This is a genomic window from Sphingomonas sp. MA1305 (assembly GCF_016107325.1).
Lineage (GTDB): Bacteria > Pseudomonadota > Alphaproteobacteria > Sphingomonadales > Sphingomonadaceae > Sphingomonas.
The window spans coordinates 326331-348961 of sequence record NZ_RCVT01000003.1 but is presented as its reverse complement, the minus strand read 5'-3'; the positions used below and the strand labels follow the sequence as shown (position 1 = coordinate 348961).

At 67.2% G+C, this 22631-nt stretch carries 19 protein-coding genes and 2 tRNA genes; 12 read left to right on the top strand and 9 right to left on the bottom strand.

What is annotated here, in order from left to right:
* The first annotated feature begins 165 nt into the window (after positions 1-165).
* Positions 166-2526 (top strand): putative bifunctional diguanylate cyclase/phosphodiesterase, encoded by a 2361-nt coding sequence (locus D9601_RS14555; RefSeq protein WP_332838013.1) that lies wholly within the window; start codon positions 166-168, stop codon positions 2524-2526.
* Between the two features lie 41 nt (positions 2527-2567).
* On the opposite strand, the gene ubiA is transcribed toward D9601_RS14555, so the two are convergent.
* Entirely contained in the window at positions 2568-3482 is a 915-nt protein-coding gene (gene ubiA / locus D9601_RS14550) for a 4-hydroxybenzoate octaprenyltransferase (RefSeq protein WP_198354751.1), read from the bottom strand.
* A gap of 110 nt (positions 3483-3592) precedes the next feature.
* Here ubiA and D9601_RS14545 point away from each other — a divergent pair, with 110 nt between their 5' ends.
* From D9601_RS14545 to D9601_RS14535, 3 genes are read left to right on the top strand one after another with little or no spacing between them, the layout of a single operon-like run.
* Positions 3593-3766 carry a hypothetical protein gene (locus D9601_RS14545; protein WP_198354750.1) on the top strand — a complete coding sequence of 58 codons (174 nt, stop codon included), beginning with the start codon at positions 3593-3595 and terminating at the stop codon, positions 3764-3766.
* A complete protein-coding gene (locus tag D9601_RS14540) occupies positions 3763-4527 on the top strand; it encodes a 16S rRNA (uracil(1498)-N(3))-methyltransferase (protein WP_198354749.1) in 765 nt (254 codons plus the stop codon). Before D9601_RS14545 ends, D9601_RS14540 begins: the two co-directional genes overlap by 4 nt.
* Before the next feature lie 46 nt (positions 4528-4573).
* Complete coding sequence (locus tag D9601_RS14535; protein WP_198354748.1) at positions 4574-5947, top strand: glutamate--cysteine ligase; 1374 nt, start codon at positions 4574-4576, stop codon at positions 5945-5947.
* A 227-nt stretch (positions 5948-6174) separates the two neighbouring features.
* Here D9601_RS14535 and D9601_RS14530 read toward each other — a convergent pair whose 3' ends face one another.
* The 6 genes from D9601_RS14530 to D9601_RS14505 all read right to left on the bottom strand — a co-directional run bounded on the left by D9601_RS14530 (position 6175) and on the right by D9601_RS14505 (position 10928).
* Positions 6175-7452: a methyltransferase family protein gene (locus D9601_RS14530; protein WP_198354747.1), complete on the bottom strand. Its 1278-nt coding sequence runs from the start codon at positions 7450-7452 to the stop codon at positions 6175-6177.
* A 110-nt stretch (positions 7453-7562) separates the two neighbouring features.
* Positions 7563-7636: transfer RNA gene (locus tag D9601_RS14525), tRNA-Gly, on the bottom strand.
* Between the two features lie 105 nt (positions 7637-7741).
* Positions 7742-8227 carry a DUF4142 domain-containing protein gene (locus D9601_RS14520; protein ID WP_232474229.1) on the bottom strand — a complete coding sequence of 162 codons (486 nt, stop codon included), beginning with the start codon at positions 8225-8227 and terminating at the stop codon, positions 7742-7744.
* Between the two features lie 20 nt (positions 8228-8247).
* A complete protein-coding gene (locus D9601_RS14515) occupies positions 8248-9033 on the bottom strand; it encodes an SDR family NAD(P)-dependent oxidoreductase (protein ID WP_198354746.1) in 786 nt (261 codons plus the stop codon).
* Between the two features lie 123 nt (positions 9034-9156).
* A complete protein-coding gene (locus D9601_RS14510) occupies positions 9157-10344 on the bottom strand; it encodes a zinc-dependent alcohol dehydrogenase (RefSeq protein ID WP_198354745.1) in 1188 nt (395 codons plus the stop codon).
* Positions 10341-10928, bottom strand: a complete 588-nt coding sequence (locus D9601_RS14505; RefSeq protein ID WP_198354744.1) for an SRPBCC family protein — start codon at positions 10926-10928, stop codon at positions 10341-10343. The genes D9601_RS14510 and D9601_RS14505 overlap by 4 nt, the downstream gene beginning before the upstream one ends.
* Positions 10929-11084: 156 nt before the next feature.
* Here D9601_RS14505 and D9601_RS14500 point away from each other — a divergent pair, with 156 nt between their 5' ends.
* The gene (locus tag D9601_RS14500) at positions 11085-11303 is read left to right on the top strand and encodes a hypothetical protein (protein WP_198354743.1); all 219 of its coding nucleotides are present in this window, start codon (positions 11085-11087) and stop codon (positions 11301-11303) included.
* 446 nt (positions 11304-11749) lie between these two features.
* Here the strand turns inward: D9601_RS14500 and D9601_RS14495 are convergent.
* A tRNA-Tyr gene (locus D9601_RS14495) sits at positions 11750-11835 on the bottom strand.
* Between the two features lie 128 nt (positions 11836-11963).
* On the opposite strand from D9601_RS14495, the gene D9601_RS14490 reads away from it, so the two are divergent.
* Both D9601_RS14490 and rlmB read left to right on the top strand, forming a co-directional pair.
* Complete coding sequence (locus D9601_RS14490) at positions 11964-13565, top strand: M20/M25/M40 family metallo-hydrolase (RefSeq protein WP_198354742.1); 1602 nt, start codon at positions 11964-11966, stop codon at positions 13563-13565.
* 33 nt (positions 13566-13598) lie between these two features.
* Positions 13599-14342: a 23S rRNA (guanosine(2251)-2'-O)-methyltransferase RlmB gene (gene rlmB / locus D9601_RS14485; RefSeq protein ID WP_198354741.1), complete on the top strand. Its 744-nt coding sequence runs from the start codon at positions 13599-13601 to the stop codon at positions 14340-14342.
* 43 nt (positions 14343-14385) lie between these two features.
* On the opposite strand, the gene D9601_RS14480 is transcribed toward rlmB, so the two are convergent.
* Positions 14386-14703 carry a 2Fe-2S iron-sulfur cluster-binding protein gene (locus tag D9601_RS14480; protein ID WP_198354740.1) on the bottom strand — a complete coding sequence of 106 codons (318 nt, stop codon included), beginning with the start codon at positions 14701-14703 and terminating at the stop codon, positions 14386-14388.
* 57 nt (positions 14704-14760) lie between these two features.
* Between D9601_RS14480 and D9601_RS14475 the strand changes: the two genes are divergently transcribed.
* The 5 genes from D9601_RS14475 to glgB all read left to right on the top strand — a co-directional run bounded on the left by D9601_RS14475 (position 14761) and on the right by glgB (position 22562).
* Positions 14761-15402 carry a DNA-3-methyladenine glycosylase family protein gene (locus D9601_RS14475; protein WP_198354739.1) on the top strand — a complete coding sequence of 214 codons (642 nt, stop codon included), beginning with the start codon at positions 14761-14763 and terminating at the stop codon, positions 15400-15402.
* Between the two features lie 102 nt (positions 15403-15504).
* Positions 15505-16359: an MBL fold metallo-hydrolase gene (locus D9601_RS14470; protein WP_198354738.1), complete on the top strand. Its 855-nt coding sequence runs from the start codon at positions 15505-15507 to the stop codon at positions 16357-16359.
* A 226-nt stretch (positions 16360-16585) separates the two neighbouring features.
* Positions 16586-17884 carry an Nramp family divalent metal transporter gene (locus D9601_RS14465; protein ID WP_198354737.1) on the top strand — a complete coding sequence of 433 codons (1299 nt, stop codon included), beginning with the start codon at positions 16586-16588 and terminating at the stop codon, positions 17882-17884.
* 101 nt (positions 17885-17985) lie between these two features.
* The gene (locus tag D9601_RS14460) at positions 17986-20400 is read left to right on the top strand and encodes a glycogen/starch/alpha-glucan phosphorylase (RefSeq protein ID WP_443024758.1); all 2415 of its coding nucleotides are present in this window, start codon (positions 17986-17988) and stop codon (positions 20398-20400) included.
* On the top strand, positions 20397-22562 hold the full coding sequence (gene glgB / locus D9601_RS14455) for a 1,4-alpha-glucan branching protein GlgB (protein WP_198354736.1): 2166 nt from the start codon (positions 20397-20399) through the stop codon (positions 22560-22562). The genes D9601_RS14460 and glgB overlap by 4 nt, the downstream gene beginning before the upstream one ends.
* Positions 22563-22631: the final 69 nt, after the last annotated feature.

The following is a 22631-nucleotide window of genomic DNA, read 5'->3' as shown; positions in this document are numbered from 1 at the left end:
GTCGGCGACGGGTCGGCGCCGCTTCCGCCACCTCCGGACCTGCTCCGGGGGACGGCGGTCGGACCCTGCCCGGTCTCTCGGACGCGAAACCGATATGCTGGGCCTGATCAAAAAGTCCTGATCTCTCAACCATGCGTCAACCAGCCGGGCGATAGACTCCGGCGCGTGACGAACGATACCGCCCCTTCCGACCCCGCCGCGATCCGTTTCGCGCAACTGCTTGGCCTCAGCGACGGCGCGGATGCGGCGCAGTGGGCGCGGATTCGCGCCGCGCAGCTGCATGCCGGACGGCAGATGGCGATCGTCCTGCTCGGGGCGAATCTGGTCGCCGCCGCGCTCACCGTCGGACTGTTCGCGCCGCTGGTGCCGCACTGGCAGCTTGGCGCCTGGGCCGGCCTGGTCGCGGTCGTTTCGATCGCGGTGGCGATGCGCCGGCTGGCGACTCACCATCGCTCCGACGGCTATGCCACGACCACGGAGCTGCGGAATACCGGCGTGGAGGGCGCGGCGCTGGCGCTCGCCTGGTCGATCGCGCCGATCGTCTTCATCAGCGGACCGGCCTCCGCCACCGCTTACGCGCTGTGGATGATCCTGTCGGTGCTGATGACCGCCGGCTCGTTCGCGATGGCGCCGCTCGCCCTGGCGACGATCGCCTTCCTCGGCGGGCTGGGCACGGCGGTGTCGGTCAAGCTCTTGATCTCCGGCGGCTATGCCGAGGCGGCGGCGACCTGTCTATTCACCGCGCTGCTGATCGTCGCCTGCGTCCACCGCGCGCGGGCGATGGTGGCGATTCGCAGCGTGCAGATGGCGCTCGGCGAACGCGACGAGACGGTCAGCCTGCTGCTGCGCGAGTTCGAGGAGACCAACGCCGACTGGCTGTGGGAGACCGATTCGGCGCGCCGCATCGTCAAGGCCAGCCCGCGCTTCGCCTTCGCCTGTGGCCTCGACCCCGTCACGATCAACGGCATGCCGTTCCTCCAGGTGCTCGCCGGGCCGAGCTGGGAGACGGGCACCTTTGCCGCCGGCCTGCACACGCTGGCGGAAAAGCTGAAGAGCCGCGAAAGCTTCCGCGACCTGCGCCTGCCGGTGACGGTCGGCGGCGAGGAACGTTGGTGGGAACTCGCCGCCTCGCCGCGCTTCGACCCGTCGGGCAGCTTCTGCGGCTTCCGCGGCGTCGGCTCCGACGTCACCGAACAGCGCGCCTCGGCGGACAAGATCAACCGCATGGCGCGGTTCGACACGCTGACCGGCCTGCCCAACCGGGTCATGGTCAACGAGACGCTGCAGCGCGCGATGAGCGACGCCGAACAATGGGGCGGCCGCTGCGCCTTCATGATGATCGACCTCGACCGGTTCAAGGCGGTCAACGACACGCTCGGCCATCCGATCGGCGACCGCCTGTTGGGGCGCGTCTCCGAGCGGCTGGCCCAGCTGATGAGCCAGAACGAGATGTGCGGCCGGCTGGGCGGCGACGAATTCGCCGTCGTCGTCCGCGACGCCCGCGATCCCGCCGAGGTCGAGAAGCTCGCCCGCCGCATCATCGAAACGCTGTCCCGCCCCTATGAGGTCGACCAGCACACGCTCTATATCGGCGCCTCGGTCGGCCTCGCCATGGGACCGCGCGACGGCCGCACCGCCGAGATGCTGATCCGCTCCGCCGATCTCGCGCTCTACCGCGCCAAGGATGCCGGCCGCGGCGTCTATCACGCCTATGAGCCCGAACTGCACGTCCAGGCGGAGGAGCGCCGCGTCCTCGAAATGGCGTTGCGCCAGGCGCTCGAGAAGGGCGAGATGCACCTCAACTACCAGCCCGTCGTCGATGCCGGCACCGGCGGCCTGAAGGGCTTCGAGGCGCTGCTGCGCTGGCAGAGCGCGCAGTTCGGCAACGTCTCGCCCGCCAAGTTCATCCCGCTCGCCGAGGAAGCGCGGCTGATCCAGCCGATCGGCGAATGGGTGCTGCGCACCGCCTGTCACGAGGCGGCGGGCTGGCCGTCGGAGGTGCGCGTCGCGGTCAACGTCTCGCCCGACCAGCTGCAGAACCCCAATTTCGTCCAGGTGGTGACCAGCGCGCTCGCCACTTCCGGCCTGTCGCCCGAGCGGCTCGAGCTGGAAGTGACCGAAAGCGTCTTCATGCATGAGGGGCTCGGCGCGACCAAGGTGCTGGAACGCATCCTCGACCTCGGCGTGCGGCTCAGCCTCGACGATTTCGGTACCGGCTATTCCAGCCTTGGCTATCTGTCGCGCACCCGCTTCTCGTCGATCAAGATCGACCGCAGCTTCGTCCAGGGCGCGTCCAAGGGGGTCAAGGAGGCGATCGCGATCATCCGCGCCGTCGTCGCGCTGGCGCAGAGCCTAGGCATGGCGACCACCGCGGAGGGCGTCGAGACCGAGGCCGAGCATCACATGGTCCAGGACCTCGGCTGCACCAAGGTACAGGGCTATTATTTCGGCCGCCCGCTCCCCGTCGACGAGGCCCCCGCCCTCGCCAACCGCGGCTGGGGCGGAGGATCGGTCGCCGCGGCGTAACCGGACACACGCCCCTCCCCTTCAGGGGAGGGGCTAAGTTGTTACGCGCTGCCGACCACCAGACAGGCGAGGAACAGCAGCAACCCCGCAAAGCGGTTGCTGCGGAACCGGTGCAGCGCCCCTGCCCCGTCGTCCGGGTGCAGCGTCGCGACCTGCCAGATCAGATGCACCGCCATCGGCGCCAGGGCGAGCACCGCGACGGGATCGGGCCGCACGCTCCACATCGCCCCCGACCAGCACAACAGGGCCAGCGCATAGCACAGCGCCGTGCCGCCGCGGACATGCGCGCCCATCCGCAGCGCCGACGAGCGCACCCCGATCAGCGCATCGTCCTCGCGATCCTGCAGCGCGTAGATCGTGTCATAGCCGATCACCCAGAAGATCGACCCGGCGTAGAGCAGCCAGATCGGCAGCGACAGCGACCCCGTCACCTCGCTCCACCCGACCAGCGCCGCCCAGGAAAAGACGAGACCTAGCCACGCCTGCGGCCACCAGGTGATACGCTTCATGAAGGGATAGGCGGCGACCGGCGCCAGGCTGGCGAGCGCGACGCCGATCGCCAACCCGTGCAATTGGACGAGCACGACCAGCCCGATCAGGCAGAGCAGGATCAGCCAGCCCCAGGCGAGGCGCAGCGACACCTGCCCGCTCGGGATCGGCCGGCTGCGCGTCCGTGCCACCTGCGCGTCGAGGTCGCGATCGACGATATCGTTGTAGACGCAGCCGGCGCCGCGCATCGCGATGCTGCCGACCAGGATCCACAGGATCAGCGGCCAGCGCGCGATCGCGCCGCCGGCCAGCGCCACCGCCCAGGCGCCCGGCCAGAACAGCAGCCACCAGCCGATCGGCCGGTCGAATCGCGCCAGCAAAGCCAGGCCGCGCAACGGCTGCGGCAGCTGTCCGACAAGGCCTTTATGCTCGCTGTCGGGGACGATCTCGGGAGTAGAGGTGGCCATGCCGCTCCTTCCCCCGCCGATGTGACGACCGCAAGACCCTATCCTCCCCGTGCCGGGGAGGATAAATTGTTGCCTCGCGCCAGCCGCAAATATCGTGCACGTCCTCAGGCATGATCGGTTTGTCGGTAGCGGTGGGCCGTTTCGTGGAGGCGCTGTTCTGGGCGATCCTGCGCGTGGCGGGGGTGGTGACGGTCGCGGTGGTCGCGGCCGCCGCCGCGGCGCTGCTCGTGCTGATCGTCCTGCGCAAGCTATGGGCGCGCCAGCGCCGCCGGAGGATGAAGTGACCGCCACCCCCGCTTGGCCGCCGCAATCGACGCCGCGGCTGTTCGTCGAGGCGCCGCTCGCCCCCGGCCCGCTCCGCCTCGACGGGCCGCCCGCCCATTATCTGCTTTCCGTGCTGCGCTTCGCGGTCGGCGACCCGGTCAAGCTGTGCGACGACGTCAGCGGCGAATGGCTGGCCATCGCCCGCGACGTCGGCCGGCGCGACCTGACCGTCGAGGTCACCGACCATTTGCGCCCGCGCGAGCCGGTGCCAGACCTGTGGCTGGTCGCCGCGCCGCTCAAGAAGGGCCGCATCGACTGGCTCGCCGAAAAGGCCTGCGAACTGGGCGTCGACCGGCTCGTCCCGGTGCTGACCAGCCGCACCGTGGTCGACAAGCTCAAGCTCGACCGGCTGCGCGCCCATATGGTGGAGGCGGCGGAGCAATGCGCCCGCACCGCTTTGCCCGGCCTTGCCGAGCCCGCCAAGCTGACCGCGCTGCTGCGCGACTGGCCGCAGGAGCGCGCGCTGTTCTTCGCCGACGAGACCGGCGGCGTCGCGGCCTTTGACGCGATGCGCGCCCGGCCCGGCCCGGCGGCGATCCTGATCGGGCCGGAAGGCGGCTTCACCGACGAGGAACGTGCCGCGATCCGCGCCCATCCGGCCGCCGTCGGCATCGGTCTCGGCCCCCGTATCCTGCGCGCCGATACCGCGGCGGCGGCGGCGGTATCGGTGTGGATGGCGGCGGCGGGCGATTGGGCGAATCCGGCCGTATCAGAGGCTTAACTTTGGTCTCTGGCGCCTCCGTTCATCCCCGCGTAAGGCCCGCGCCATGACGACCAAGACCGACATTCAGAAGGACTCGCCGATCATCGAGTCGCGCGACCAGCTGATCGCCAGCTTCGCCCGCGGCGAGAAGCCCGCGGAACGCTGGCGGATCGGCACCGAGCACGAGAAGTTCGTCTACCGTACTGCCGATCATCGTGCCCCGTCGTGGGACGAGGCCGGCGGCATTCGCGACCTGCTCACCGACCTGCAACGCCACGGCTGGCAACCGGTCGAGGAGAATGGCAACCTCATCGCGCTGACCGGCGCCGACGGCAGCGTCAGCCTGGAACCCGCCGGCCAGTTCGAACTGTCCGGCGCGCCGCTCGAGAACCTGCACCTGACCTGCGCCGAGACCGGCCGGCACCTGCGCCAGGTCAAGGAGGCGGGCGAGCGGCTCGGCCTCGGCTTCCTCGGCCTCGGCATGTGGCCCGACAAGGCGCGCGCCGAGCTGCCGATCATGCCCAAGGGCCGCTATGCGATCATGCTGCGCCACATGCCGCGCGTCGGCAGCCTCGGCCTCGACATGATGCTGCGCACCTGCACGATCCAGGTGAACCTCGACTATGCGTCGGAAGCCGACATGGCGAAGAAGTTCCGCGTCGGCCTGGCGCTGCAACCGCTCGCCACCGCCTTGTTCGCCAATTCGCCCTTCACCGAAGGCAAGCCCAACGGCTTCCTGTCGTTCCGCAGCCATATCTGGTCCGACACCGATCCGGCACGCACCGGCATGCTGCCCTTCGTCTTCGAGGACGGCTTTGGCTACGAACGCTACGCCGATTACATGCTCGATGTGCCGATGTACTTCGTCTACCGCGACGGCCAGTATATCGATGCCGCCGGCCTGTCGTTCCGCGACTTCCTGAAGGGCGAGCTCAGCGTCCTGCCCGGCGAGAAGCCGACGCTCGACGATTGGAACGACCATCTCTCCACCGCCTTTCCCGAAGTGCGGCTGAAGACCTTCCTCGAGATGCGCGGCGCCGACGGCGGGCCGTGGAACCGCATCTGCGCCCTCCCCGCCTTCTGGGTCGGCCTGCTCTACGACCAGGGCGCGCTGGATGCCGCCTGGGACCTGGTCAAGGGCTGGAGCCTCGCCGAGCGGCAGGCGCTGCGCGATGCGGTGCCGCGCCTCGGCCTCGACGCGCCGCTGCCCGGTGGCGGGCGCCTCCTCGACATCGCCGGCCAGGTGCTCGACATCGCCCATGGGGGCCTCGCCGCGCGCGGCCGCCTCAATGCCGCGGGCGACGACGAGACCGGCTTTCTCGACCCGCTGCGCGAGGTGGTGCGCAGCGGCAAGGTGCCGGCCCAGCGGCTGCTCGACCGCTACAACGGCGACTGGCGGCAGGACATCACCCACGTCTATGCCGAGGCGAGCTTCTGACGCTGTCCTACACGGGCCGCGGCGGCTATGCTGACCGCGGCTCTTTCTTATCGTCGATCACAGGCGCCGCCCCCATTCGTCTCGGCTGAGACGTTTGCGACCTTCCGCGGCCGGACGGCCGTGTACCGGTGCGACTTTCGAGACTTTCCGAAGTCGGGAGGTCGGGTCGCGAAGGCGCACAGGTGAGACCTTTGCGACCTTCCGCGCGCGTCACGCCGGCAGGGAGGTCAGCGCGCTACCATCCAGCGCAGGAAGCGCGGCACCGCGCCATGGCGGGCGATCCAGGCATCGTAGGCGACATAATCCGGATCGAGTCGCAGATGCCGCTCCTCGGTCCGGGCGCGCCAGTAATAGACGCCACTGACCACCCCCATCAGCGCCGTCGCCCGCACCGCGTCGACGACGCTGCCCGTGGTCAGCACCGGCAGCGTCGACGCCCACCAGAACAGGTTCTTCGACAAATAGGCCGGGTGCCGCGACAGCGCATAGGGACCGTGCGTCAGGATGCCGCGGTTGGTCAGGTTGGAAAAGCGCAGGCCGAATGCCACCGTCGCCCAGGCGTAGATCGCGGTCAGCGCGACCAGCATCGCCCCCCAGCCGGCGAGCAGCCAGGGATGCCACTGGAACCAGGTCGCCCAATCCTGGGTGCCGGGGTGATAATCGAGCGGACCGCCGCTCTCCATCAGGATGAAGGGCGGATAGCAGATCAGCGCCGCCGTCCACGCCGCGGCGAACGGATTGGCGCTGCGGATATGCGCGTCGAGCGGGCGCAGCGTCAGCACATAGCCGACCGTCGCGAACATCACGTCGACGCTGAACATCAGGCCGATCAGCCATTGCGTCAGCGCGACCGGATCGCGCACCGCCTGGGTCAGGTCGGTGCGGATCAGATCGCTCCAGCCCCCCGGCACCACCGCCAGCATGAAGGCGAGGAAGAAAGCCTTCACCGCCCAGGCCCGCAGATGGCCGTAGATCGCCTCCGCCTGCCAGCCGGACCGGCCCGACAGCCAGGTGCCGAAATGCCAGGCGCCGTCGCGTGAGTCCACCAGCCGCCGGTCGAGCCACAGCACATAGGGCACCGCCAGCACCGCGACGAACGGCATCGCCCGCGCCAGCCATTCCATCGCGAAGGCGAACGGCCCGCGCCAGTAGAAGCGGCAGATGCAATAGATCAGCGCGATCCCCGCCCAGGTCGCGTACAGGCCGAACAGCTTGGTCAGGCTGACGTCCAGCGTCGCCCGCCGTTCGCGCGGCAGGGTCCAGTCGATGCCGGTGCTGGCGCGCCGGTGCACCGTGTCGACGATCAGCGACCAGCCGACCATCGGCATCGCGCAGGCGGCGAGCGCGACCAGCGCCGCATAGGGTCCGTCCATGCCGACATGGCGCGCGACGCTCACCCACAGCGCGAAGCCGACGAGCCCCGCCAGTCCGACCCCGCTGCTCACCGCGGACGCCGGCCGCTTCGCCTGCTGGATAGGCGCCGCGAGCGCCGGATCGTGATACATGCCGGCTGTGCTAGCGCGGCAGTGGTAAGCAAGCCGTGAACTATGCCGCCGAGGAAATTAAGAGCCGCATGGCTTCGGTTCGGAACCGCCAGTCAGGCCGCGTGGGGCGATGGAGCGGGTAACGGGAATCGAACCCGTGTATTCAGCTTGGAAGGCTGCTGCACTACCATTGTGCTATACCCGCGAGGGCGGATCGCCATCGAGGGTTGAGCCCTTAAACGAAACGGGACGGGGTGCGCAAGCATGCCCCGTCCCGTCCGCGCGACGAACCTTGCGGCGCTGCGCCGCCTTACATCGACTGGAGTTCGGTGATGTGCGTCTGCACCACCGGCGCGACCTTCGCCGCAACCGCCTTCAGCGGTGCGACCGTGCCGCTGGCGGCATAGCCCTGGTGCAGCGCCAGCGCGCGCTGGTGCGCTGCCTTCTGCTGGGTGACGTACAATTGGTCGCGGGCGGTGCCCTTGGCGGCGCGCAGCGCGGCGACGTCGCGCGTGCCCATCGCATCGAGCTTCGGCGGCGGCGGGGTCATGCGCGCCTGCTGCGCCGCCGCCTTGACCTCGGCGGTGCTCTTGGTGTGATCCTGGATCATCATGTTGGCGAAACTGCGCAGCTTGGCGTTCTGCGTCGTCTGCAGCAGCAGCTTGCTCGACTGGATCTCATATTGGTCGCCGGCGCCGGCCTTGGCGACATAGGTCATGCCGCTCATCGGCGTCTGCGCCACGGCGGCGGCGAAGGGGATGGCCGCGATGGCGGCGGCGGTAAGGATGCGGTTCATTGTCGGTCCTCCTGCTTGGTTCAGTTCTTGGCGGTGCCGGGCTCGGCCATGTTGCGATGCTGCTCCGCCAGCACCGCATTGGGCGTGACGTTGGCGATCGCCGATTGCAGCTTGTTCTTGAGGCCGGAGGCGACCGCCGCCTTGCCCGCCATCAGCGCGTCCCAGCCGTCCTGCGCGACCTTGGCCGGGTCCGCCTTCTTAGGATCGGTGCCGACGTCGGTGTCGAGCATGTCGGCGCGGGCGAAGAATTCGGTGTCGGTCGGCCCCGGCATCAGATTGGTCAGCGTGACGCCGTCGGCATCCTTGATCTCGTTCTGGATCGCCGCGACGAAGCTGTCGATGAACGCCTTGGTGCCGTTGTACACCGCCTGGAACGCGCCGGGGATGTAGCCGGCGATCGAGCCGGTCACCAGCACCTTGCCGTCATTGCGCGCGACCATGTCGCGCAGCACTTTCTGGAGGAGATAGGTGGTGCCGGTGATGTTGGTGTCGACCACCAGCCGCCAGTCCTTGACCTCCTGGTCGAGGAAGGCGCGACCCAGGCCGTGACCGGCATTGGCGCACAGCAGGTCAACCTGCCGCCCGTTGGTCGCGCTCAGCAGCGTATCGACGCCGTCGATCGTCGACAGGTCCGCCTGCACCGAGCGTACCTCGGTACCGAACTGCTTGAAGTCCGCCGCGGCGGCGTCGATCAACGGCTCGTCGGCGACGACCAGAATGTCGTAGCCGTTCTTCGCCGCCAGCGTGGCGAGTTCGAAGCCAATGCCCGTCGAGGCCCCGGTGATGATCGCGAATTTATCGGCCATTCCCTTCACTCCTCTCCTTCGTCATTCCCGCGAAGGCGGGAATCCAGACACGCTTACGTCCTTGATAGAGCCGCACCGTCAGCGTCTCTGGATCCCCGCCTGCGCGGGGATGACGTTCAGCTGTCACGCCGCCGCCGCCATGCCCGGCTTCAGCACGATCTTCGTCACCTCGTTCTGCTGGTCGTGGAACATCTTGTAGCCCTTGGGCGCGTCCTCGAGCGGCATGCGGTGGGAGATCAGGAATTCGGTGTCGATCTTGCCCTCCATGATCGCGTTGAGCAGCGCGGGCATGTAGTGCTGGACGTGGGTCTGGCCGGTCTTCAGCGTCAGCCCCTTCTCCATGAAGGCGCCGAGCGGGAACTTGTCGACGAAGCCGCCATAGACCGCCGGCATCGACACCCGCCCGCCCTTGCGACAGGCGATGATCGCCTGGCGGATCGAATGCGGCCGGTCGGTGCCCAGGAAGGTCGACGCCTTGATCTGGTCGATGACATTGTCGACGAACAGGCCGTGCGCCTCCAGCCCGACGGCGTCGATCACCGCATCGGGGCCGATGCCGCCGGTCATCTCCATCAGCGCCTCATAGGTGGCGCTTTCCTCGAAGTTGATCGTCTCCGCGCCGAAGCGCTTGGCGAGTTCAAGGCGATGCGGGAAGTGATCGATCGCGATGACCCGCTCGGCGCCCATCAGGAAGGCGGATTGTACCGCGAACAGCCCGACCGGGCCGCAGCCCCACACCGCGACGGTATCGCCCGGCTCGATCTGCGCATATTCCGCCGCCTGCCAACCGGTCGGCAGGATGTCGGACAGGAACAGCACCTTGTCGTCGTCGACCCCATCGGGGACCACGATGGGGCCGACGTCGCTGAACGGCACGCGGACATATTCCGCCTGTCCCCCGGCATAGCCGCCGGTCATGTGGCTATAGCCGAACAGGCCCGACATCTCCTGCCCGTACAAGGACATGGCAATGTCCTGATTGTCGGCGGGCAAGCCGTTCGGGCAGGCCGAATATTGGTGCTTGTTGCAATGGTAGCAGCTGCCGCACGAAATGGTGAACGGCACCACGACGCGCTGGCCCTTCTTCAGCGTCGACTTGGCGCCGACCTCGACCACTTCGCCCATGAATTCATGGCCGAGCACGTCGCCCGCCTGCATCGTCGGAATATAGCCGTCGTAGAGATGCAGGTCCGATCCGCAGATCGCGGTCGACGTCACCTTGATGATGCAGTCGCGCGGATTGACGATCTCCGGATCGTCCACCGTGTCCATGCGGACGTCATGCTTGCCATGCCAAGCCAGCGCTCTCACAGGCCCATCTCCTCGAACTGCTTGGGATTCATCGCGGGGGTCGCGATCTCGCCGGTTTCCATCAACTGCTTGAAGCGGCGCAGGTCACGACGGGCCTGGATCGCCGGTTCCCGCTGGAACATCTTGGCGATCACCTTGCCGATGATGCCGCCTGGCGGATCATAGGCGATCGTCGCGCTCACCACCGTGCCGCGCGCACCGGCGTCGCGGAATTCGACACGGCCGCTGTTGGCGACGTCGGCGCCCGGCTCGGAGGTCCATTCGATGAAGCGGTTCTGCTCCTCGGCGGTGATGCGCGCGTCCCATTCGACGGTCGAACCGCCCGGCGCCTTGACCACCCAGTGCGAACGCTGCGCGTCGCCGACGGTGATCGACACGACATTCTCCATGAAGCTCGGCAGGTTCTGGAAGTCGCGGAAATAGCCGTAGACCTCTGCCACCGGACGGTTGATCGTCACGGCGCGGCCGACCACCGACGAGCCCTTGCCCTCGACCAGCGCGTCGGTCGCGGCATCGGCGGCATGGGCCTGTTTGGAGGCGGACAGCGGCGCGTCGTCGCTCAGGCCTTCACGGGCGTCGGACATCGGCATCTCCTCTAGTCGAATGCCCGCCCAACCGCCGCGACGGTTGCCCGTTCCAACCGTTACACCCCTGAATTAAAACAGATAAACATGAATTTTGCGGCCGGAGCGGCCGATCCGTGCCGCCACGCGTTCGTCAGCAACAGCCAGGAGACAATCATGACCGACCATCAGCCGATCACCGACGCGATCACCGACACTCCGCAGCGCGCAGCGATGCAGCCGCAGCACACCACCGGCGAAACACCCCTCGCCGCACAAGTGGACGAAGACGGCGCGAAGCCGGCAGCCCCCCAGAATTCGGTCCGGTCGGACAAGGATACCGACGCGCTTCACGACCAGCTCACCGAGGATCTGTCGGTACAGGGCGGCGAATAAGCGGTCGGTCGCGTCGTCCCCGACTAACCAAAAGGGGCCAAGCATCCACACCGGGATCACCCGGCGAACGCCGGGCTCCAGAGGAGAAGGCCCAGGTGACGGAGCGTATCCGCTGACCACAGCGGACTCGCACTTGAGCCCCGGCCTTCGCCGGGCTGGCGCTGACCCTACGACCCGGCCTTCGCCGGGCTGGCGCTGACGAAGTCGGGGACGATGTATGTCGACGCCAAGGTCAAGGCGACCCAAAAACCGCGCTGTCCTACACGCGCGCGTGCCGCTACGCCGTATGCAGCGCTCACCCGATTCTTTCTCATCGTGTAATTTACTGTCGCGACAGATGCGCCATTCGCAACATCCAGGCGACAATTCTGTCAAGACTCGCGCGCGGCAACGGGTCGCCCGCCGCTCTCGGCGCCGTCCCGCTTGCTCCCTCGATGTCGGATCGATGGTGGAAGGGGCTGGATTCGAACCAGCGTACACTTGCGTGGGCAGATTTACAGTCTGCTGCCTTTAACCACTCGGCCACCCTTCCGGGGTGTCGCTTCCCTCGAAGCGGAGGCGGCCTATTGGCGAAGCCGAACGCCCCTGTCAACGGCATGCTTGCATCGTCCGACAGCGGACCTTAGCACCCTCGGCAACGAAACACCCGGGGGGAATATCATGCGTCACCTGCTGTTTGCCGTGTCCGCCGTAGCGCTCGCCAGCGCCGCCACCGCGCAGGACCGCGGCGCGGTCAACGCGATCATCGATCAGGGCACCAACCACAGCGAGGTGATGCCGATCGCGCAGCATCTGTCGGATGTGATCGGCCCGCGCCTGACCAACTCGCCGGCGATGCGTCGGGCGGAGGACTGGACCGAGGCCAAGTTCCGCGAGTGGGGACTGAAGAACGTCCACAAGGAAGGCTTCGCCTTCGGACGCGGCTGGTCGATCGAGCGCGCCAGTGTCCGCATGGTGACTCCGCGCGCGGTGCAGCTGACCGCCATTCCGGTCGCCTGGACGCCGGCGACCAACGGCACGATCACCGCGCCTGTCGTCGTCGCTCCGATCAGCACCGAACGCGACTTCGCGAAATATCACGGCCAGCTGACCGGCAAGATCGTCATGGTCACCCTGCCCCGTGCCGCAGGCGATGCGACCGACGCGCCGTTCAAGCGCCTGTCCGGCGAGGACATCGGCAAGCTCGACCAGTTCCAGCAGCCGACCTACGATCCCGCCGCGACCGACCGCCGCCTGAAGCGGCTCGACTTCACCAAGAAGCTCGATGCCTTCCTGAAGAGCGAGGGCGCGGTGGCGATCGCGACCATGGCCTATCGCGACGGCAAGCTCGTCTCCGGCGAAGGCTATCTGTTCGGCACGGGCGAAACGGCGTCGCTGCCTTCGGTGCAGATCGCGCAGGAGGATTATCTGCGCCTCGCTCGCCTGGCCAAGGTCGGTCCGGCGCCGACGCTGGAGATCACCAGCGACGTGCGCTTCGACGACAGCGACCAGCAGGCGTACAACGTCTTCGCCGAGATCCCCGGCACCGATCCGAAGGCCGGCTATGTCATGGCCGGCGCGCATCTCGACAGCTGGGTCGCCGGCGACGGCGCGGCCGACAATGGCGCGGGTTCGGCGGAGATCATGGAGGCGGCACGCATCCTCGCGGCGAGCGGCGTGCGCCCGAAGCGGACGATCCGCTTCGCCCTGTGGGCGGGCGAGGAACAGGGCCTGCTCGGCTCGATGGCCTATGTGCAGGCGCATCTCGCCCGCCGCGGCGCACCGGGCGAAGCGATGCCGGCTGGCATGAAGGGCTTCTACGGCTTTTCCGATCGCTGGCCGATCACGCCGCTGCCGGGTTACAGCGACCTCGCCGCCTATTTCAACATCGACAACGGCTCGGGCAAGCTGCGCGGCCTGTATGCGGAGAACAACCCGGCGGTGGTGCCGATCTTCCGCGAATGGCTGGCCCCCTACGCTTCAATGGGCGCCGGCAACGTCGTCGCGCGCCAGACCGGCGGCACCGATCACGTCTTCATGCAACAGGTTGGCGTGCCGGGCTTCCAGTTCATCCAGGACCCGCTCGACTACGGCAGCCGCATCCACCACAGCGCGATCGACACCTACGACCACCTGAAGGCGGAGGACATGCGCCAGGGATCGATCGTGCTCGCCGGCGTCTTGCTCTCCGCCGCCAATGCGGACAAGGCGCTGCCTCGCCCGCCGCTGCCGACCAGGCCGGTGGTCACCGATCCCTTTGCCTATAGCGACAATGATGACTGATCCCGCCTTTTCCCAAATGACGAGCTCCCGCTGATGGCGCGTCGTGGCCACCGTCCGTCGACCGGCACCGCCAACCGTCCCCGCTTCTGGGGTCGTCACGCGGTGACGGCGGCGCTCGCCAATCCGAACCGCGTCGTGCGCAAGCTGTGGGGCACGCGCGAGGCGCTCGCCGCGCTCGACCTGCCGCCGGTGCTGCCGGTGACCTTCGCCGATGTCGCAGACCTCGGCCGGCTGGTGCCCGCCGATGCCCCGCATCAGGGCCTGGTCGCGGAGGTCGAGCCGCTCGAAGACATGTGGCTGGGCGACCTGCTGATCGAGGGGCAGGATGACCAGCGCCCGCTCGTCGTGCTCGATCAGGTCACCGACCCGCACAATGTCGGCGCGATCCTGCGCTCGGCAGCGGCGTTCGACGCGCTCGGCATCGTCACGCAGGATCGCCACGCGCCGCCGGAAAGCGGCACGGTCGCCCGCTCGGCGTCCGGTGCGCTGGAGACGGTGCCCTGGGTCCGCGTCGTCAATCTCGCCCGTGCGCTGGAGGAGATCGCCGAAGCCGGCTTCTGGCGGATCGGCCTGACCGGCCACGCCAATCAGACGCTGGCACAGGCGATGGGCAAACAGCGCATCTGCATCGTGCTCGGCGCAGAGGGCGAGGGCATGCGCCAGAACACCGAGGCGCATTGCGACGAGCTCGCCAAGCTGCCGATCAGCCACAAGGTCGAAAGCCTCAACGTCTCCAACGCCGCGGCGATCGCGCTCTACGCAGTGGCGGCCCGCTGATCGCCCGTGAGCCCCTCCGTCGTCGGAGGGGCTCGGCAACGTCTTATTCGTCCGCGCCGATCGTCACGCGCATTCCGTCCAGCGCCGGCCCGAACGGCAGCTGGCACGACAGCCGGCTGGTCGCGTCACGGTCGTCGACCGAATCGAGCAGGTCATTCTCGTCCTCACTCATCGGCGGCAGTTTGTCGGCGAAGGCGGGGTCGACGTGGACGTGGCAGGTCGCGCACGAGCAGCAGCCGCCGCACAGCGCGAGGATCTCGTCGATGCCGCCGTCGCGGATCACTTCCATCACGGAAAGCCCCGTGTCGCCAGCGACTTCGCGTTCTTCCCCCGTCCGCGTGACGACGATAAGCTTGGCCATGATCTTCTCCAGAATTCGTCTCCGCGCCCTAGCCGCCTGCGCCGTCCGGGATCAAGCATGGGCCTGAACGCCGAACAGTTGCGCGATGCGCTCGATGCGCTCGGCGCGATCGAGCCCGCCTTTGCCGAGGGCCTCGCCCGCGTCGGCTATCCCGCCCCGCGCATCCGCGCCCGCGGCTACGATACGTTGCTGCGGACGATCCTGGGACAGCAGGTCAGCGTCCAGTCGGCCAATGCGGTCTATGCCAAGCTCGCCTCGCTGGTCGGCAATCCCAGCGATCCGCACACCATCCTCGCCGCCAGCGACGAGACGCTGCGCGCGGCCGGCCTGTCGCGGCAAAAGGCATCCTATGCGCGCAGCCTCGCCGAAGAAGTGACGAGCGGTCGCCTCGACCTCGACCATCTGGCCGCCGATGACGAAGAGGCGATTGCGCAACTCGTCCGGATCAAGGGCATCGGCCGCTGGTCGGCGGAAATCTATCTGTTGTTCGCCGAGGGGCGTCCGGACGTCTGGCCCGCCGGCGATCTGGCGGTGCAGGTCGAGATCGGCAAATTGCTCGGCCACGACACCCGTCCTTCCGAGAAGCTGGTGCGTCAGATTGCCGAGGCATGGCGCCCGCACCGAGGCGCGCTCGCGATCTTCACCTGGCATCATTATGGCGCCGGACCCGACGTGGAGTTGAGCAAGGCGCCGGTCTGACCCAAATCTCGCAGACTGGCTAACATCGGCTGATCCCGTTCGATGTCAGGAGGTTACCTGCCAGGAACGGTCGCCCGGCGGCGATCTGGCAGGAGCGTCGCGATGCGAATCCACCACCTCAACTGCGGCACCGACTGCCCGCTCGGCGGCGCCCTGTTCGACGGCCGCAGCCTCGGCCCGCTCGGGCGAATCGTCTGCCACTGCCTGCTGATCGAGACGGACGCGCACGGCCTGGTGCTGGTCGACACCGGCTATGGCCTGCGCGACGTCGCCCATCCCCACCATTACCCCCACCCCCGCATCACCCCGGCGTGGCGGGCGATGCTCAATATCCGGCTCGACGAGCGGGAGACCGCGCGGCGCCAGATCGAGGCGCTGGGCTATCGCGCCGACGATGTCCGGCACATTATCGCCACCCATCTCGATTTCGACCATGCCGGCGGACTGGAGGATTTTCCGCACGCGACGGTCCATGTCATGCAGCGTGAATATGACGATGCGACCGGGCCACGGGCCGACTTCGTCGCCCGCCACCGCTGGCGCCCCGCCCAGATCGACGAGGTGCAGCGCTGGCGCGGCTATGGCGCAAGGGGGGAACCGTGGTTCGGCTTCGACGCGGTCCGCGATCTGGACGGCTTGCCGCCGGAAATTTTGTTGCTGCCCCTGCCCGGCCACACCTGGGGGCACGCCGGGGTCGCGGTCCGCGTCGGCGACGGCCGATGGTTGCTTCATGCCGGCGACGCCTATTTCTATCGCGGCGAGATGCGCAGTGCGCAGCGGCGCTGCACCCCGGGGCTGCGCGCCTATCAACGGCTGATGGAGGTCGATCGGGTCGCCCGCCTCGCCAATCAGCAGCGGCTGCGGACGCTCTCGATCGAACGGCGCGACGCGGTCACAATCACCTGTACCCACGACCCCGTCGAACTCGAACGCTGCCAAGCCGGCGACCCGCTATAGGCCGGCCGGGCTCCCGTCTACCGAGATCGTGCAGCCGTAATCCGGCGGCTTCTCCCCCGCCGGCATCAACGCCACGATCCGCGCCAGCGAGCAAAATGATGAGAGCCGATCCGCCGAGGTGAGGGCCCATTTTTCTCATGAGAAGGCGGCGGCCGAAAAGGTTCCGCACCGCACAACAAAACATTCTCTTTGCCGATCGTGCCATCATCCGCCACACATTCGGCCGATGCCACCTGCTTCCGCCCCCTCGCTGATCGGCAGCCACCGTAGCGTCGTGGTGCCGGTCGGGGGTAAACCGGGGCGGCGGTTGGCGGCATTCCTTGGACCGGGATTTCTTGTCGCGGTCGGCTACATGGATCCGGGCAATTGGGCGACGGACATCGCCGGCGGCTCGGCCTTTGGCTATACATTGCTCTCGGTCGTTCTGCTGTCCAACCTGATGGCGATCGTGCTGCAGGCCTTGTCGGCCCGGCTCGGCATCGCAGCCGGGCTGGATCTCGCCCAGGCGTGCCGGGCGCAGTATTCCCGGTCGGTCACGCTCGGCCTCTGGGCGCTGGCCGAGGTTGCGATCATCGCCTGCGACCTGGCAGAAGTGCTCGGCACCGCGATTGCGTTGAAGCTCCTGTTCGATCTGCCTCTCGTCTGGGGCGTTCTGGTCACTGCGCTCGATGTCTTCCTGATCCTCGCCCTGCAGCGCTACGGCTTTCGCAAGATCGAGGCATTCATCGTCGCGCTGCTGCTGATCATCGCCGGCTGTTTCGCGTTCGAGCTGTTCCATGCCAGACCCGATGTCGGCGGTGTCGTCGCGGGCTTGCTGCCGACACCCGGCATCCTGTCCGATCCGACGAAGCTATACCTCGCCATCGGCATCCTCGGTGCGACGGTGATGCCGCACAATCTCTACCTTCATTCCTCGATCGTGCAGACGCGCGCGATCGAAGCCGATGACGCGGCCAAGGCGGAAGCGGTCCGGCTGGCAACGTTCGATAGTACGCTTGCACTCGGCCTCGCCTTCTTCATCAATGCCGCCATCCTGATCCTTGCCGCGGCGGTGTTCCATGCCAGCGGCCAGACCGGCGTCGCCGATATCGACGAGGCCTATCGCCTGCTGGCGCCGACCATGGGGGTCGGTGCGGCGAGCATCGTCTTCGGCATCGCCCTGCTCGCCTCCGGACAGAATTCCACCGTCACCGGAACCCTCGCCGGCCAAATCGTGATGGAGGGCTTCCTCGACATCCGGCTGCCGGTCTGGCTGCGGCGGCTGGTCACCCGGCTGCTCGCGATCGTCCCGGCGGTCCTCGTCGTCGGAGCGGCGGGCGACAGCGGCGCGACCCGGCTGCTGGTGCTGAGCCAGGTCGTGCTGAGCCTGCAATTGCCGTTTGCCGTGGTGCCGCTGGTCGCCTTCACCGGCCGCTCGACCGTGATGGGACGGTTCGCCGGCCCGATCTGGCTGCGCGCTCTAGCCTGGATCATCGCGGCGACGATCATTGGCTTGAACATCACCTTGCTGTGGGGAATGTTCTGATCGCCACGCCGTTTCGCCCCTCGGCAACATGTTAACAGTGCCAAGATTATGGGCCCTGTCGTCAGTACGTGCTTACCCATTTCCCAAGTTACGGGGCCATTGTGACCGATAGCGATTCTCCTCAGGCGCTCGCCTCTTCGATCGTCGACACGCTCGTCCACCGGATCGGTAAGGACGCGCAGGCGGCGCGTCCCCATGATTGGCTGGCGGCAACGATCCTCACGCTGCGCAACGAGATCATCGAACGCTGGATGGAGTCCACCAAGGCGGCGCATGCCGCCGGGGCGAAGCGGGTCTATTATCTCAGCCTCGAGTTCCTGATCGGCCGCCTGTTGCGCGACGCTTTGTCCAACCTTCGCCATACCGAAGAGGTGGCGGCGGCCCTGTCATCCCTCGGCGTCGACCTTGCGGAGATCGAGGAGATCGAGCCCGACGCGGCGCTCGGCAACGGCGGTCTCGGCCGGCTCGCAGCCTGCTTCATGGAAAGCCTCGCCAGCCTCGACCTGCCGGCTTACGGCTATGGCATTCGCTACGTGAACGGCATGTTCCGCCAACGCATCGACGATGGCTGGCAGGTCGAGCTGCCGGAGACGTGGCTGGCGCACGGCAACCCGTGGGAGTTCGAGCGCCGGGAGAGCGCCTATTTCGTCGGCTTCGGCGGCGAGGTGACTAGCACCGCGGCCGGCCTGACCCATTGGTCGCCGGCAGAGGCGGTGGAAGCGGTCGCCTTCGATACGCCGATGGTCGGCTGGCGCGGCAAGCGGGTCAATACGCTGCGGCTGTGGCGTGCCCGCGCCTTTGACCCGATCCGCCTCGACCAGTTCAACGCGGGCGATTTTCAGGGCGCGCTTGCCGGGCAGCTGCGGGCGGAGACGCTGACCCGCGTTCTTTATCCCAACGATTCCACCCCCGCGGGGCAGGAATTGCGGCTGCGCCAGGAGTATTTCTTCTCCTCGGCATCGATCCAGGACATCGTGCGCCGTCACGTCCAATATTTCGGGGACATCCGCACCCTGCCCGATAAAGCGGCGATCCAGTTGAACGATACCCATCCCGCCGTGTCTGTCGCCGAACTGATGCGGGTGCTGGTCGATTTCCACGAGTTGGCCTTCGAGGAGGCGTGGGACATCACCCGTGCGACCTTCGGCTACACCAATCACACCTTGCTGCCCGAGGCGTTGGAAAGCTGGCCGTTGCCGCTGTTCGAGCGCCTGCTGCCACGGCATATGCAGTTGGTCTATCAGATCAACGCCAAGCTGTTGCGCGATGCGCGCAAGGTCGACGGTATCGACGATCGCGCCATTGCCGCGATCAGCCTGATCGACGAAGGGGGTGAACGGCGCGTCCGGATGGCGAACCTCGCCTTCGCCGGCAGCCATTCGGTCAACGGTGTGGCGGCTTTGCACACCGAATTGATGAAGAAGACGGTGTTCGCGGACCTGCACCGGCTGTTTCCCGACCGGATCAACAACAAGACCAACGGCATCACCCCGCGCCGTTGGCTGCAGGAATGCAATCCGGGCCTGACCGAGCTGGTCGCCGGCGCGATCGGCGAGACATTCCGCGACGACGCGCAGGCGCTGACCGCGCTCGCGCCCTATGCCGACGATGCAGCCTTTCGGGAGCGTTTCGCCGCGGTGAAGCGTTCGAATAAGGTGGCACTGTCGAATTATCTGAAGGAAAGCATAGGCTTGCGCGCCGATCCTGACGCCATCTTCGACGTTCAGATCAAGCGCATCCACGAATATAAGCGGCAGCTGCTCAATATCGTCGAGACGGTGGCGCTGTATGACCAGATTCGCAGCCATCCGGAGCGGGACTGGACGCCGCGGGTCAAGCTGTTCGCCGGCAAGGCGGCGTCGAGCTACCACAATGCCAAGCTGGTCATCAAATTGGCCAATGACGTCGCTAAGCGGATCAACGCCGATCCCGCGGTCGGCGATCTGTTGAAGGTGGCCTTCGTGCCCAATTACAACGTCAGCCTGGCAGAACGGATGATCCCCGCTGCCGATCTGTCCGAACAGATCAGCACCGCCGGCATGGAAGCCTCTGGCACCGGCAACATGAAGTTCGCGCTGAACGGCGCCCTGACGATCGGCACGCTCGACGGCGCCAATATCGAGATCAAGGATCACGTCGGCGACAACAACATCTTCATCTTCGGCCTGACTGCCCACGAGGTCGCTGAAAAGCGCGCCGCCGGCTATGAACCGCGCGAGGTGATCGAGGACTCGCGCGAGCTGGCGCAGGCAGTCAGCGCGATTGCTTCCGGTGTCTTCTCGCCCGACGATCCCGATCGCTACAAGGGGTTGATGGGGGGCCTGTACGACCATGACTGGTTCATGGTCGCTGCCGATTTCGACGCTTATGCCGCCGCGCAGCGGGCGGTCGATGCCCGTTGGAGCGACCCCGCCGCCTGGGGTCGGTCGGCGATCCTCAACGTCGCCAATATGGGCTGGTTCTCTTCCGACCGAACGATCAGCGAATATGCCCGCGACATCTGGGGCGTGATGTGAAGCCGCCGCGCGGCGCCCTGGCAGCCCTGATTGAGGGGCGGCACGACGACCCCTTCTCGCTGCTCGGCGTCTTCGCCGGACCGAAGGGCAGTTTCGCTCGCGCACTGATACCCGGCGCGGAGACGGTGGAGGCGCATGCGCTCGACGGCACGAGCCTTGGCGTGCTGATCCGCACCGACGACCGCGGCCTGTTCGAAGGCGACGTCGCCGGTGATCCGCAGCCGGTGAAGTATAAGGCCCAGGGCTATGGCGCCGAATGGTGGCTGACGGACCCGTATAGCTTCGGCCCGGTGCTCGGCCCCACCGACGATTATCTGATGGCTGAGGGATCGCACTTCCGCCTGTGGGACAAGGTCGGTGCGCACCAGATCGAGCATGAGGGCGCGCAGGGCACGCATTTCGCGGTTTGGGCCCCCAACGCCCGGCGGGTGTCGGTCGTCGGCGACTTCAATGACTGGAACGGCGCGCGGCATGTCATGCGCCGTCGTGGCGCGGTCGGCGTGTGGGAGATCTTCCTTCCCGACATAGGCCCTGGCCGTGCCTACAAGTTCGAGATCGTCGGGCCGGACGGCACCATCCAGCCGCTGAAGGCGGACCCCTTCGCCTTCGCCGCCGAATTGCGGCCGAAGACCGCGTCGATCACCACCGCCCCACCCGCGCATGTCTGGCACGACGCACCGCATCGCGACAGCTGGGCAGGCGTCGATCCGCGCCGCGTGCCGATCAGCATCTACGAAGTGCACGCAGGATCCTGGGATCGCGACGACAACGGCTGGTATCTCAGCTGGGACGCGCTGGCCGACCGGCTGATCCCCTATGTCGTCGACCTGGGCTTCACCCATATCGAGTTCATGCCGGTCAGCGAGCATCCCTACGACCCGTCATGGGGCTATCAGACCACCGGCCTCTACGCGCCGACGGCGCGGTTCGGCGACCACGAAGGCTTCGCGCGCTTCGTCGACGGCGCGCATCAGGCGGGGATCGGCGTCATCCTCGACTGGGTGCCGGCGCATTTCCCGACCGACGCGCACGGCCTCGCCAGGTTCGACGGCACCGCGCTCTACGAACACGACGATCCCCGTCTCGGCTTCCACCCCGACTGGAACACGGCGATCTACAATTTCGGTCGCCGCGAGGTCGAGGCGTTCCTCGTCAACAACGCCCTGTTCTGGGCCGAACGCTACCATGTCGACGGATTGCGCGTCGATGCGGTCGCATCGATGCTGTACCGGGACTACAGCCGCCAGGCGGGCGAATGGATCCCGAATGCGGAGGGCGGCCGCGAGAATTGGGAGGCGGTGGACTTCCTGCGCGCGATGAACCGCGCGGTCTATCGCGAGCATCCCGGCATCTTCACCATCGCCGAGGAATCGACCAGCTGGCCGGGCGTATCCGCCCCCGCCCTGGACGACGGACCGCGCAACAACCTCGGCTTCGGCTTCAAATGGAACATGGGGTGGATGCACGACGTGCTCCACTATTTCGCGCGTGAGCCGATCCATCGGCGCCATCACCATGGCGAGATCAACTTCGGCCTGGTCTACGCCTTCAACGAGAATTTCGTGCTGCCGCTGAGCCATGACGAGGTGGTGCACGGCAAGGGCACGCTGCTCGAAAAGATGCCGGGCGACGACTGGCAGAAGTTCGCGAACCTGCGCAGCCTCTACGCGTTCATGTGGGGCTATCCCGGCAAGAAACTGCTGTTCATGGGACAGGAATTCGCCCAGCGCCGCGAATGGAGTGAGGATCGCGCCCTCGACTGGGGTCTGCGCTGCGCCCATTCGCATGAAGGCGTGCGGAATCTGCTGCGCGATCTCAACCGCGTCTATCGCGACACGCCCGCACTCTATGCGCGCGATTGCGAGGCGGAGGGATTCGCCTGGCTGGTCGCCGACGACGCGCTCAACTCGGTCTTCGCCTGGCTGCGGACCGCGCCGGGCGAGAAGCCGGTGGCGGTGATCGCCAATCTGACTCCGGTAGCGCGCGCGCCCTACCGCATCCCGCTGCCGCACGACGGCTGCTGGCGCGAGATCATCAATTCGGACGCGCACGAATATTGGGGATCCGGCCTGGGCAATTTGGGCGGCGTGACGGCGAAGGACGGCGGGGCTTGGGTCACGCTGCCGCCGCTCGCGACGATCATGCTGCAATTCGTGGGCTGATCCTCATGGCAACGACAATGAACAAAATGATGGAGAGGGGTCGATGGTAGACCGGATAGGACGTCACCC

Coding starts and splice junctions, on each gene's coding strand:
- D9601_RS14465 (WP_198354737.1), top strand. CDS start 16,586: ATGCCACCTGCTTCCGCCCCCTCGCTGATCGGCAGCCACCGTAGCGTC.
- D9601_RS14490 (WP_198354742.1), top strand. CDS start 11,964: ATGCGTCACCTGCTGTTTGCCGTGTCCGCCGTAGCGCTCGCCAGCGCC.
- rlmB (WP_198354741.1), top strand. CDS start 13,599: ATGGCGCGTCGTGGCCACCGTCCGTCGACCGGCACCGCCAACCGTCCC.
- D9601_RS14470 (WP_198354738.1), top strand. CDS start 15,505: ATGCGAATCCACCACCTCAACTGCGGCACCGACTGCCCGCTCGGCGGC.
- D9601_RS14515 (WP_198354746.1), bottom strand. CDS start 9,033: ATGGCCGATAAATTCGCGATCATCACCGGGGCCTCGACGGGCATTGGC.
- D9601_RS14500 (WP_198354743.1), top strand. CDS start 11,085: ATGACCGACCATCAGCCGATCACCGACGCGATCACCGACACTCCGCAG.
- D9601_RS14545 (WP_198354750.1), top strand. CDS start 3,593: ATGATCGGTTTGTCGGTAGCGGTGGGCCGTTTCGTGGAGGCGCTGTTC.
- D9601_RS14475 (WP_198354739.1), top strand. CDS start 14,761: ATGGGCCTGAACGCCGAACAGTTGCGCGATGCGCTCGATGCGCTCGGC.
- D9601_RS14480 (WP_198354740.1), bottom strand. CDS start 14,703: ATGGCCAAGCTTATCGTCGTCACGCGGACGGGGGAAGAACGCGAAGTC.
- D9601_RS14520 (WP_232474229.1), bottom strand. CDS start 8,227: ATGAACCGCATCCTTACCGCCGCCGCCATCGCGGCCATCCCCTTCGCC.
- D9601_RS14505 (WP_198354744.1), bottom strand. CDS start 10,928: ATGTCCGACGCCCGTGAAGGCCTGAGCGACGACGCGCCGCTGTCCGCC.
- D9601_RS14530 (WP_198354747.1), bottom strand. CDS start 7,452: ATGTATCACGATCCGGCGCTCGCGGCGCCTATCCAGCAGGCGAAGCGG.
- ubiA (WP_198354751.1), bottom strand. CDS start 3,482: ATGGCCACCTCTACTCCCGAGATCGTCCCCGACAGCGAGCATAAAGGC.
- D9601_RS14535 (WP_198354748.1), top strand. CDS start 4,574: ATGACGACCAAGACCGACATTCAGAAGGACTCGCCGATCATCGAGTCG.